Origin of the sequence: Pseudomonas syringae pv. tomato str. DC3000, assembly GCF_000007805.1 — a bacterium.
Lineage (GTDB): Bacteria > Pseudomonadota > Gammaproteobacteria > Pseudomonadales > Pseudomonadaceae > Aquipseudomonas > Aquipseudomonas avellanae.
On sequence record NC_004578.1, the window covers coordinates 1,058,039 to 1,070,000 of the forward strand.

Genomic DNA, 11,962 nt, shown 5'->3' on the forward strand with positions numbered 1-11,962 from the left:
CCAAGCCCTATATCGTCCCGCTCATGGTTTAAGGAGCGCGAATACATGAAAGAACTGACGGCAGATGATGAGCGACTGGCGCGCAAGGCCATAGAGTTGCTGGAGCTGTTCGCCCTCAATATCGATGATACCGAGCAGCGTATTGTCGGTGTCTGCCAGCGCGCGTGGACGCCCGTGGGACCTGTCGCTGCCGTTTGTGTCCAGCAGCGCTTCGTGTGCCTGGCGCGAACGACCCTGGACCGCATGTACGCGAGGGATATAAAAGTGGTGGCCGTCGTCAACTTCCCGCATGGCGGCAGCAACGTCGATTTGGTGGCCTCCGAGGTGCGCTCAGCCCTGATGTCCGGGGCTGACGAAATCGATGTTGTCTATCCGTTCCGCGCGCTGCTGGGCGGTGACCGGCAGACCGGTATGGAATTGCTCGCTACCTGTGCGAAGTTATGCAGCGGGCGCGCAACGTTGACGGCGACGCTTGAAACCGGTGACCTGCGTGACTCGCAAATGATCCTCGACGCCTGTCGCGATGCGATTGCGTCGGGCGCTGACTTCATCAAGACCAGCACCGGCAAGGCAGCCGTTCATGTCACGCCACAGGCTGCACGCATCATGCTGGGAGCCCTGGCTGATGTCGGCGGGCAGGCCGGGCTCAAAGTCGCGGGCGGGCTTCGCACCTTTGAAGAGGCGCGCGCGTACATGGCTATGGCCCGTGGCCGTTTCGGGCCGCAGTGGGTCAATATCAGGCGGGTGCGGCTGGGTGGCTCCAGTTTGCTGGACGATTTGCTGGCAAGTCTGGGCCTGCTCGAAGCTAGCAGCAGCGGCTTTTGAGGGTTTGGTCGCTTTTCAGACAGGCAAAAAAAGACCCGGCAAAGAGCCGGGTCAAAAACCGTGATTAGCCTGATGAGGAGATAATCTGAAAGTCCGAACCAAGGTCTTTCAGTTACCGTCCAGTCTCGCGACCGGACGTGATAATCATAACGATTCTCATTTGTAAGTCAACATTTCTTTTGGACGGCTTCGGCGTGCTGGCGGGTGACTGGCCTTGAGCTGCAATTGACACAAACGGGTGGCGCCGCAGGCGGCTGACAAAGCGCAGAGGCTGCACATTCAGAAGGGATGCAGGAAGCAAGAGGGGTGGTGATCAGCAACACATCGCCAGCCCGTCATGCTTTGCGCATGCAGGCTGCAACGTTTTTACGGTTTCAGTTTCAGTGGCTGCGATAGCGCAGGCGCGTCCCGAAGTTTACCGACATCAGTATCTCGTCAGCCGAGAGCTCGGCGGGGAAGAATACGCCGGAGATCTGTGCGTGGGCGATGCTTGCACCTTCCATCGGGATATGGCGCAAGTCCAGGCCGCGAAGGTCGGCGGAGCGAAAGTAGGCGTCGGTGAAATCGATACCTGTTGTGTCCAGCGCACGCAGGTCCAGCCCTCGAAAGTCGCCTCCGGTCATGTCGATCGTGCCGGTTCGCGGTTTTTCCTGATTGAAACCTTCGACATCATCCTGGCGCAGCAGCATATAAAGGGGTGAGTCGATCTGTTTGGGCTGGCTCATGATGGCCTCGTGCTTGTGATTGCGTTGGAATTATGGCGCCAGTATATCGCCATCATTGTCAGGCCGTGAAGCATTACCCGCTAAACGGCCATGCGTTGGTTTCAGAGACCTGGCAAACGTTGGCGCAGGTTGTCGACAAGGCTGTCCAGATCGCTGCCAATGTTGGTCGCCACTTTCTTGCTGCACAGAACTTCGTCTGCAGAAAGAAGCTCACGGCTGGCCTGTTGAGCCTCGATCACTTGCAGCGTTGCATCGGAAGGGTCGTTGTTCTGCGCCTGACGCTGCGCAAGCCAACTGGCAATCACCGCCTGTGGTGCTTCGCAATCGAGGATCAGAAACGGCACGCCGGTGTTTTCGGCTACTTTCGCGGCGGCATCGCGTTGCTCACGCTTGAGGTAAGTGGCATCGATCACCACCGAGAAGCCGGCGCGCAACGTTTTGCCGGCCAGTTCATGAAGGCGTGCATAGGTTGCGCTGCTGGCCTCGTCGCCATACAGGTCTTCGCCGCCTTCGGCAAACAAGCGCTTGCGCTCGATATCCGAACGCAGGCGGATCGCCCCCAGTGATTCCACCAGGCGCATGGCGACATGGCTTTTGCCGACCGCAGAGACGCCGTGAGTAATGGTCAGAAACCGCGAAGGGATAGCGCTGTAGCTTTCGGCCAGATTGGCGTAGTTGCGATATTGGCGCAGTGTTGCCGCGCGTTGCACGCCGTCGGCGTCAGCAGGCTGGCTGAACAAAGCCACCTTGGCACGGACCATTGCGCGGTAGGCCTTGTAGAAATTCAACAGTTCCAGGCCGACGTAGTCGCCCGTCACTTCCAGATACTGGCTGACAAGGCGGCGGGAAAGCGATTTGAGGCCTCGGTCTTCAAGGTCCATTGCCAGAAAGCCGATGTCGGCATACACGTCGGTCTTGCGGAACGGCTCGTTGAATTCGATGCAGTCGAACAGCACAACCTTGCCGTCGATCACCGTGGCGTTGCCCAAATGGATGTCGCCATGGCATTCACGGATGAATCCATCGGCCTTGCGTTGAGCCAGCAGTGGCTTGAGGCGCTCAAAGCTCGACTCGGCCCAAGCCTGCAGGGCATCGAGCTGCTCCAGATCTGATTTTTCGCTGATCAGCGGGCGAATCTGCTCAAAGTTCTGTACGACCGGAGCCATGACGCTGTCAGGCGAGCCCAGTTCGCTTTCTGCAGTGACATGTGGCGAATCGAGGTGGAAATCGGCGATCTGGCGTGCCAGTTCGTCGATGTGCGCGGTGGTCAGCTCGCCATTGGCCTGCAACGTGCTCAGCAGGCCGTCCTGCGAGAACTGCTTCATCTTCAGGGCGTACTCGATGACATCGCCGTCGCCGCCCAGTTGTGGTGCTTGGGCCGTGCCGGTGATCGGCAGGACTTCCAGATACATATCGTCGGTCAGGCGCTTGTTCAGGCGTAGCTCTTCCTGGCAGAAATGCTCGCGCAGGGCCAGCGTGGTGAAATCCAGAAAACCGAAGTTCATCGGCTTTTTGAATTTGTAGGCATAGGGACCCGTCAGCAGAACCCACGAAATGTGCGTTTCGATGACCTGAAAGCTCTCCACCGGATGAGGGAAGAGGGCAGGGTTCTGCAGGGCTGCGATCAAAGACTGGCTCACGGACGATCCTTCAGGAATGTGTTCAAAATGTAAGTACTTGATGCGGCTATTATGGCCGCTTGGCGCAAGGCTGCAAACCGCTGACTCGGGCGTCTGTCGATCCTCGGTAAAGTGCGTATAATCCGCGCCCATGACTCGATCCCGCACCTCTCGTTCCCCTAAAAAACAACCTCCCCGCAGCCTGAACAAGTGGCTGGGCTGGGCGTTGAAGCTCGGTATTGTCGGCCTGGTTCTGCTGGGCGGCCTGGCCATCTACCTTGATGCGATTGTTCAGGAGAAATTCTCCGGCAAGCGCTGGACCATTCCGGCCAAGGTTTATGCGCGGCCGCTGGAGCTGTTCGTCGGGCAGAAGCTGAGCCGCGATGACTTCCTCATTGAGCTCGACGCGCTGGGTTATCGCCGCGAAAGCGTGGCCAATGGCCCAGGTGCTGCGGCGGTTAATGGCAATACCGTCGATCTTAATACGCGTGGCTTCCAGTTCTACGAGGGCACGGACGCAGCACAGCAGGTGCGCGTACGTTTCGCTGGCGATTCGGTTGCCGACCTATCTTCCGGCAACGGTGCCAAGCTTGCCGTGGCGCGGCTCGAGCCGTTGCTGATCGGTGGCTTGTACCCGAAAAATCTGGAAGACCGAATCCTCATCAAGCTTGATCAGGCACCGCCGTATCTGCTCGACGGGCTGGTGGCAGTAGAGGACCGGGATTTTTATCACCACTTCGGTGTGTCACCCAAGTCCATTGCCCGTGCGATCTGGGTCAATACCTCGCAGGGCCAGATGCGCCAGGGCGGCAGTACGCTGACTCAACAGTTGGTGAAGAACTTCTACCTGACCAACGAGCGCAGCCTGAGCCGCAAGCTGACTGAGGCGATGATGGCGGTCTTGCTGGAAATTCATTACAGCAAGCAGGAAATCCTCGAGGCTTATCTCAATGAAGTGTTCGTTGGCCAGGATGGTCAGCGCGCAGTTCATGGCTTTGGTCTGGCCAGTCAGTATTTCTTCAGTCAACCGCTATCCGAGCTGAAAATTCACCAGGTAGCGATGCTGGTCGGGCTGGTCAAAGGGCCGTCCTTCTACAATCCACGTCGCAACCCTGAACGTGCGATGGAGCGCCGCAACCTTGTACTCGATCTGTTTGAGCAGCAAGGCGTTGCCACGCCCGAAGTGGTGGCGGCGGCCAAGAAATTGCCACTGGGTGTGACCAAAACCGGCACGCTGGCTGACAGCTCGTTCCCGGCCTTCCTCGATCTGGTCAAGCGCCAGCTACGCGAAGACTACCGCGACGAAGACTTGACCGAAGAAGGGCTGCGGATCTTCACCAGCTTCGATCCGATTCTGCAGATGAAATCCCAGGCTGCCATGGACGATACGTTCAAAAAGCTGGCCGGGCGCAAGGGTGTCGATGAGGTAGAAGCGGGGATGGTCGTCACCAACCCGGAGACCGGCGAAGTGCAGGCGCTGATCGGTGGTCGCGAGGCGGGTTTCTCCGGTTTCAACCGGGCGATCGATGCGGTGCGGCCGATTGGTTCGCTGGTCAAGCCGGCTATTTACCTGACGGCGCTGGAGCGTCCAAGCCAATACACGCTGACCAGCTGGATTGCCGACGAACTCTTTCAGGTCAAGGGCGCTGATGGCCAGATCTGGAAGCCGCAGAACTACGATCACAAGTCCCATGGCAATATCTTTCTGTATCAGGGGCTGGCGCACTCTTACAACCTGTCGACTGCCAAGCTGGGTCTTGAGCTAGGCATTCCGACGGTCTTCAAGACACTGGCCAAACTGGGCGTGACCCGTGAGTGGCCTGCCTACCCGTCGATGCTGCTGGGCGCGGGCGGCTTGAGCCCGATGGAAGTCGCCACTATGTATCAGACCATCGCCAGTGGCGGGTTCAATACGCCGATGCGTGGCATCCGCAGTGTGCTGACTGCCGAAGGTGAGCCGCTCAAGCGTTATCCGTTCAAGATCGAGCAGCGTTTCGATCCGGGTGCCATTTATCTGGTGCAGAACGCGATGCAGCGGGTCATGCGTGAAGGCACGGGCAAATCTGTTTACAGCGTATTGCCGAGCTCGCTGAACCTGGCGGGCAAGACCGGCACCAGTAATGACTCGCGCGACAGCTGGTTCGCAGGTTTCAGTCAGGATCTGCTTGCCGTGGTGTGGATGGGCCGTGACGATAACGGTAAGACTCCGTTTACCGGCGCTACCGGTGCCTTGCAGGTCTGGACCAGCTTCATGCGCAAGGCCAACCCGCTGCCGCTCGACATGGCGATGCCCGACAACGTCGTTCAGGCGTGGGTCGATGCACAGACCGGTCAGGGTTCGGACGCCAGCTGCCCGAATGCAGTGCAGATGCCGTATATTCGCGGCAGTGAACCCCAGCCCGGCGCAACATGCGGCGGCGCTCCGGCACCTGCCACTGAGGTGATGGACTGGGTCAAGGGTTGGTTGAACTAGGCAATCGAGGTTTTCAAGTGAATAAATGGTGGATTCCAGCTTTAACGACACTGGCCTTGCTGAACGGCTGCGCCAGTGTGGAACGTGGCTCGATTCCGGTCGTGGATTCGAGCTCCAAGGTGTCCAATAGCGAGCGTGCAGCAGCGTCGCGCAACGGTACTTATCGAAGCACCGCCCCTGTTCAGCAACAGCCGCAAGCTGTACCGCAGGATAATGGCGTGGTGGTGATGGTGCCGGGCGCGGCGGGTGCGGGTGCAGGGGAAAGCTTCTCTGCACCGGCCAGTCAGGCCCCGTTCAGCGTCAATACGCCGCCTGTCGACGCAGCGCCTGTCAATCAGGCGCCGATCAATCCGGCTCCGGTGAATAACAGCTACAGCATGCCGGCTGCGTCTGCACCGACCGGGATCCCGTCCAGCGGCGGCGGTCTGTCTGAAGACGAACAGCTTGATGGCCCGGTACTGGCCTTGTTGACCACGGCGCAGCAACAGCAAGGCAGCGGCGACCTCAACGGTGCGTCCTCCAGCCTTGAGCGCGCCCAGCGTGTTGCGCCGCGCGAACCTCAGGTGCTCTATCGTCTGGCCCAGGTGCGTCTGGCTCAGGGCGATGCCGCCCAGGCTGAACAATTGGCCCGTCGCGGTCTGACGTACGCCAATGGGCGTGCCAGCCTTCAAGCCAGCCTGTGGGGGTTGATCGCTCAGTCTCGCGAAAAGCAGGGTGATGCGGCCGGTGCTGCGCTGGCTCGTCAAAAGGCTCGCTGATGGACGTACGCTTACCTGAAGTTGCCGAGCAATTGCTGTTGATCGAGCGCGAATTGCGCACCCTGGGCTGGTGGGATGCCACACCGCCCAGCGAGCAGGCACTTGCCAGTCAGGAGCCGTTCAGCGTTGACACGCTTGAGTTTGCGCAGTGGCTGCAATGGATCTTCCTGCCGCGCATGAAGATCATTCTCGAAAACGACCTGCCGCTGCCCAATGCATCCGGCATTCTGGAAATGGCCGAGATGGTCTATGCCGGACGCCAGAGCGAGGCCCGGTTGCTGCAACAGCATCTGGCCCGATTCGATCAGTTGATTATTGCGGCACGCTGATCGTGTCGGCTAGCGACATAGCTCGCCAATGGCTTTCTCGGTTTCTTCGATACGCGTCTTGCGGTTTTCTTCCGTGAGACGCTTCGATTCGCCGCCTACCTGCTCGCGCACTCGCGGATTATTCTGCAGCTGCGCGAGATTGGTGCGCAGGGTCTCGCAGTTTTCCGCACGCTTAGCTTCCTGAGCCTTCACCTGACTTTTGACTTTCTGGTCGATGGCGCGCTGCTGTGCATCGCCGTCGTCCACGGGCTTGCTCGGCGCAGAAGCGGGTGGCGGCTTCTGCACGTTGATTTCCTGAACCTGCTGGCCGGTCGGCGGCCGGGCATCGAAGTGCGTCACGCCCTGCGCGTCGACCCACTTGTAGATCGAGGCGGCCTGGCTGGTCGCGCTGATGGCCAGCGCGGCGGCGAGAATCTTCCAATGCATGTCGGGTCCCTGGAGGTTTGCACACACCGAAAACTACCATATCGGTGCGATTCAGTCCGAAATGGTGCGATTTCATAGGCTTGCTGTCGAGAAAGCTCACGGATGACTTGACTTGAGGTGGGGGAATCACAACAATCCAAAGTTCGCTGTAGAAGGACTGCCAGAAGCAGACCCTCTCGGTAGATCATGAGGCGCACACCCGCGCCGACCTGTAACACCCGCAACGCGTTACCTCGCGCTGGGTGGGAATGTTCCGCAACACTCAGGGACTTCCCAATACTTGCTCAGTCAGTGCTGACGTAGTCGGCGACCACCGTCGCTCATGCTCTGCTGGCAGTAAACCTATAAAGACCCGTCCCGGAGTGGGCGGTATTCTGGCGTTTTAGAGGTGAACAACGTGGAGCTTTTATCTGGCGCTGAAATGATCGTCCGCTTTTTGCGTGACGAAGGCGTTGAGCACATCTATGGGTACCCGGGTGGTGCCCTCCTGCATGTCTACGATGCCCTGTTCAAAGAACCGGCCGTCAGCCATATCCTTGTTCGTCACGAGCAGGCGGCTACGCACATGGCCGACGGCTATGCGCGCGCCACCGGCAAGGCGGGTGTGGTGCTGGTGACGTCCGGCCCTGGTGCAACCAATGCCATTACCGGTATCGCCACGGCGTATATGGACTCCATTCCGATGGTGGTTCTGTCCGGTCAGGTAGCGAGCACCCTGGTGGGCACCGACGCATTCCAGGAGACCGACATGATCGGTATCTCCCGGCCGATCGTGAAGCACAGCTTCATGATCAAGCACCCGTCGGAAATTCCGGAAATTCTGAAGAAGGCTTTCTACCTGGCGCAGTCCGGTCGTCCCGGCCCTGTGGTCGTGGATATTCCGAAAGACATGACCAACCCGGCCGAGAAATTCGAATACGTCTTTCCGAAAAAAGCCAAGCTGCGCTCCTACAGCCCTGCGGTCCGCGGTCATTCCGGCCAGATCCGCAAGGCTGTGGAAATGCTCCTGGCCGCCAAGCGTCCTATCATCTATGCCGGTGGCGGCGTGATCATGGGCAACGCTTCGGCGCAACTGACCGAGCTGGCTCAACTGCTCAATGCCCCAGTGACCAATACGCTGATGGGCCTGGGTTGCTATCCCGGCACCGATCGCCAGTTCGTCGGTATGCTCGGGATGCACGGCAGCTATACCGCCAACCTTGCGATGCACCACACCGACGTGATTCTGGCTGTCGGCGCGCGTTTCGATGACCGGGTGATCAATGGCGCGAGCAAGTTCTGCCCGAACGCCAAGATCATCCACATCGATATTGACCCTGCGTCGATCTCCAAGACCATCAAGGCTGACGTGCCTATCGTCGGCCCTGTCGAAAGCGTGCTGACCGAAATGGTCGCCACCCTGAAAGAAATCGGCGAAACGCCTGACAAGGCGTCGGTCGCTGCATGGTGGAAGCAGATTGACGAGTGGCGCGGTAGCGGCGATCTGTTCCCGTACAACCGTGGCGATGGCACTGTCATCAAGCCGCAGGCGGTGATCGAAACACTGTGCGAAGTCACCAAGGGCGATGCCTATGTGACCTCCGACGTGGGTCAGCATCAGATGTTTGCTGCGCAGTACTACCGTTTCAACAAGCCGAACCGCTGGATCAACTCCGGCGGTCTGGGCACCATGGGCTTTGGCTTCCCGGCGGCGATGGGCGTCAAGCTGAGCTTTCCGGACGAGCACGTTGCCTGTGTGACCGGTGAAGGCAGCATCCAGATGAACATTCAGGAGCTTTCGACCTGTCTGCAATATGGCCTGCCGGTGAAGATCATTCTGCTCAATAACGGTGTGCTGGGCATGGTTCGCCAGTGGCAGGACATGAGCTACGGCGCGCGTCACTCGCATTCCTACATGGAATCGCTGCCTGACTTCGTCAAGCTGGTCGAGGCTTATGGCCACGTCGGCATGCGCATCACCGATTTGAAAGATCTCAAGCCGAAGATGGAAGAAGCGTTTGCCATGACTGACCGGCTGGTGTTCCTTGATATTCAGGTCGATGTGAGCGAGCACGTCTATCCGATGCAGATCAAGGACGGCTCCATGCGCGATATGTGGTTGAGCAAGACGGAGCGGACATAATCATGCGCCATATCATTTCGCTACTGCTGGAAAACGAACCGGGCGCGTTGTCTCGTGTAGTCGGTCTGTTCTCGCAGCGTAACTACAACATCGAGAGCCTGACGGTTGCGCCAACCGAAGACCCGACCCTGTCGCGTCTGACGCTGACCACCGTGGGCCATGATGAGGTGATCGAGCAGATCACCAAGAACCTCAACAAACTCATCGAGGTGGTCAAGCTGGTCGACCTGTCGGAGAGCGCTCACATCGAGCGTGAACTGATGCTGGTCAAGGTCAAGGCCACCGGCGCGCAGCGTGCCGAGATCAAACGCACCACGGATATCTTCCGCGGGCAGATCGTCGACGTGACCGCCAGCGTCTACACCGTGCAGCTGAGCGGCACGAGCGACAAACTGGACAGCTTCATTCAGGCCATCGGCACCGCCGCTATCCTGGAAACAGTACGCAGTGGCGTAACGGGCATTGCCCGTGGCGACAAAGTGCTGAGCATTTAAATCAATTAAGCAAATGGCCCGAACGGCCACGATAACAGGGGATTTCCATGAAAGTTTTCTACGACAAAGACTGTGACCTTTCGATCATCCAGGGCAAGAAAGTCGCCATCATCGGTTACGGTTCGCAGGGCCACGCTCAAGCGTGCAACCTGAAAGACTCCGGTGTTGACGTGACTGTCGGCCTGCGCAAGGGTTCGGCCACTGTCGCCAAGGCTGAAGCCCACGGCCTGAAAGTGACTGACGTCGCTTCCGCCGTTGCTGCTGCCGACCTGGTCATGATCCTGACCCCGGACGAGTTCCAGTCCCAGTTGTACAAGAACGAAGTCGAGCCGAACCTGAAAAAAGGCGCAACACTGGCGTTCTCCCACGGTTTCGCGATTCACTACAACCAGGTTGTGCCGCGCGCTGACCTCGACGTGATCATGATCGCGCCGAAGGCTCCAGGCCACACCGTGCGTACCGAGTTCGTCAAAGGTGGCGGTATTCCTGACCTGATCGCTGTTTATCAGGATGCTTCCGGCAACGCCAAGAACGTTGCTCTGTCCTACGCTTCGGGTGTTGGTGGTGGCCGTACCGGCATCATCGAAACCACCTTCAAGGACGAGACTGAAACCGACCTGTTCGGCGAGCAGGCTGTTCTGTGTGGCGGTACTGTCGAGCTGGTCAAAGCCGGTTTCGAAACACTGGTTGAAGCGGGCTACGCGCCAGAAATGGCTTACTTCGAGTGCCTGCACGAGCTGAAGCTGATCGTTGACCTCATGTACGAAGGCGGCATCGCCAACATGAACTACTCGATCTCCAACAATGCCGAGTACGGCGAGTACGTGACTGGCCCTGAGGTCATCAACGCTGAATCCCGTCAGGCCATGCGCAACGCTCTGAAGCGCATCCAGGACGGTGAATACGCGAAGATGTTCATCACCGAAGGCGCTACCGGCTACCCATCGATGACCGCCAAGCGTCGTAACAACGCTGAGCACGGCATCGAAGTCATCGGCGAGAAACTGCGTTCGATGATGCCTTGGATCGCAGCGAACAAAATCGTCGACAAAGACAAGAACTAAGTTTTTGCTTCACAAAAAAACGCGGCCAATCGGTCGCGTTTTTTCGTTATGGGTCAGGCTCTGGTATAAAGCTGCATCGTTTGCCGGCGAACCCTCGCGGCAGGCCTCTGTCGAACCTTTTCATGCTGTTGCAAGGTAATCTCCATGAGCGAACGTCCCGAGGAGCCCAACAAGGCCTCCGACGCTGAAAGTCTGCTACCCATCGATGAACATGTAGAAGAAGGGCATGACGCCGAAGGCCGTCAGGTCCGGCATCGCGGTATCTATCTGCTGCCCAACCTGTTTACCACCGCGAATCTGTTTGCGGGTTTCTACTCCATCATCAGTTCCATGAGCGCGCAAAGCGCGATGAGTGCCGGTGATAGCGCCGCTGCGAGCAAGTATTTCGCGTTCGCGGCGATTGCGATCTTCGTCGCCATGGTCCTCGATGGGCTGGATGGTCGCGTTGCGCGCATGACCAACACCCAGAGCGCATTTGGCGCCGAGTACGATTCCCTGTCCGACATGGTTGCCTTTGGTGTCGCACCGGCGCTGCTGGCATTTGGCTGGGCGCTGGGGGACATGGGCAAGGTTGGCTGGATGGTCGCCTTCATCTATGTGGCCGGCGCGGCGTTGCGTCTGGCGCGCTTCAACACCCAGGTCGGCAAGGCTGACAAGCGCTACTTCATCGGTCTGGCCAGCCCGGCGGCGGCAGGTGTTGTTGCCGGTACGGTCTGGGCGTTTAGCGATTTCGGGATTCAGGGTTCCAAGCTGTCGTTTCTGGTGGCCTTGCTGGTCGCTGCAGCCGGCATGCTGATGGTCAGTAACATCAAGTACAACAGCTTCAAGGAACTGGACCTGAAAGGGCGCGTACCTTTTGTTGCGATTCTGGCCGTGGTGCTGGTGTTTGCCGTGGTATTCAGCGACCCGCCGCGCATTCTGCTGCTGATATTCCTCGCCTACGCCCTGTCCGGACCGATTCAGTATCTATTGCGTCGCCATAAAGCCTCACAATGATCTAATTTCCACCATACTCCGTAGTCTATTGGTGCATCAGTTCCCCTTAGGCTGCGGAGTCATCATGCTAATCAAGCTTCCTTCTGCGTCGGGCTCCAAAGAGTCGGACGTCACGCCTGAATCCATCTACC

The 11,962-nt window shown here is 58.7% G+C and carries 12 protein-coding genes (1 of these 12 only partly in view); 9 read left to right on the forward strand and 3 right to left on the reverse strand.

Features of this window, described 5'->3' with window-relative positions; translation table 11 throughout:
• Positions 1-45 precede the first annotated feature (45 nt).
• Positions 46-825: a deoxyribose-phosphate aldolase gene (gene deoC, locus PSPTO_RS05130; RefSeq protein ID WP_011103373.1), complete on the forward strand. Its 780-nt coding sequence runs from the start codon at positions 46-48 to the stop codon at positions 823-825.
• A gap of 380 nt (positions 826-1,205) precedes the next feature.
• On the opposite strand, the gene PSPTO_RS05135 is transcribed toward deoC, so the two are convergent.
• Positions 1,206-1,550, reverse strand: a complete 345-nt coding sequence (locus tag PSPTO_RS05135) for a pentapeptide repeat-containing protein (RefSeq protein ID WP_007246096.1) — start codon at positions 1,548-1,550, stop codon at positions 1,206-1,208.
• Between the two features lie 101 nt (positions 1,551-1,651).
• Positions 1,652-3,190 (reverse strand): bifunctional aminoglycoside phosphotransferase/ATP-binding protein, encoded by a 1,539-nt coding sequence (locus PSPTO_RS05140; RefSeq protein WP_011103375.1) that lies wholly within the window; start codon positions 3,188-3,190, stop codon positions 1,652-1,654.
• 130 nt (positions 3,191-3,320) lie between these two features.
• On the opposite strand from PSPTO_RS05140, the gene mrcB reads away from it, so the two are divergent.
• From mrcB to PSPTO_RS05155, 3 genes are read left to right on the forward strand one after another with little or no spacing between them, the layout of a single operon-like run.
• A complete protein-coding gene (gene mrcB, locus PSPTO_RS05145; protein ID WP_005614914.1) occupies positions 3,321-5,642 on the forward strand; it encodes a penicillin-binding protein 1B in 2,322 nt (773 codons plus the stop codon).
• Positions 5,643-5,698: 56 nt separating this feature from the next.
• The gene (locus tag PSPTO_RS05150; RefSeq protein ID WP_010201647.1) at positions 5,699-6,400 is read left to right on the forward strand and encodes a tetratricopeptide repeat protein; all 702 of its coding nucleotides are present in this window, start codon (positions 5,699-5,701) and stop codon (positions 6,398-6,400) included.
• Positions 6,400-6,729 (forward strand): YqcC family protein, encoded by a 330-nt coding sequence (locus tag PSPTO_RS05155; protein ID WP_005770497.1) that lies wholly within the window; start codon positions 6,400-6,402, stop codon positions 6,727-6,729. Before PSPTO_RS05150 ends, PSPTO_RS05155 begins: the two co-directional genes overlap by 1 nt.
• Before the next feature lie 9 nt (positions 6,730-6,738).
• Here the strand turns inward: PSPTO_RS05155 and PSPTO_RS05160 are convergent, their stop codons facing one another.
• Entirely contained in the window at positions 6,739-7,155 is a 417-nt protein-coding gene (locus PSPTO_RS05160; RefSeq protein ID WP_005770496.1) for a DUF4124 domain-containing protein, read from the reverse strand.
• A gap of 397 nt (positions 7,156-7,552) precedes the next feature.
• Between PSPTO_RS05160 and PSPTO_RS05165 the strand changes: the two genes are divergently transcribed.
• The 5 genes from PSPTO_RS05165 to msrP all read left to right on the forward strand — a co-directional run.
• Positions 7,553-9,277: an acetolactate synthase 3 large subunit gene (locus PSPTO_RS05165; protein ID WP_007246092.1), complete on the forward strand. Its 1,725-nt coding sequence runs from the start codon at positions 7,553-7,555 to the stop codon at positions 9,275-9,277.
• A gap of 2 nt (positions 9,278-9,279) precedes the next feature.
• The gene (gene ilvN / locus PSPTO_RS05170; RefSeq protein WP_002552075.1) at positions 9,280-9,771 is read left to right on the forward strand and encodes an acetolactate synthase small subunit; all 492 of its coding nucleotides are present in this window, start codon (positions 9,280-9,282) and stop codon (positions 9,769-9,771) included.
• A 47-nt stretch (positions 9,772-9,818) separates the two neighbouring features.
• A complete protein-coding gene (gene ilvC / locus PSPTO_RS05175; protein ID WP_005614924.1) occupies positions 9,819-10,835 on the forward strand; it encodes a ketol-acid reductoisomerase in 1,017 nt (338 codons plus the stop codon).
• Between the two features lie 144 nt (positions 10,836-10,979).
• A complete protein-coding gene (gene pssA, locus PSPTO_RS05180) occupies positions 10,980-11,831 on the forward strand; it encodes a CDP-diacylglycerol--serine O-phosphatidyltransferase (protein ID WP_005770492.1) in 852 nt (283 codons plus the stop codon).
• A 64-nt stretch (positions 11,832-11,895) separates the two neighbouring features.
• Positions 11,896-11,962: the 5' end (the start) of a protein-methionine-sulfoxide reductase catalytic subunit MsrP gene (gene msrP / locus PSPTO_RS05185; RefSeq protein WP_005770490.1), read on the forward strand. It continues 947 nt past the right edge of the window; 67 of the gene's 1,014 nt are visible here — the first part of the coding sequence; its start codon is at positions 11,896-11,898; its stop codon lies off the right edge, out of view.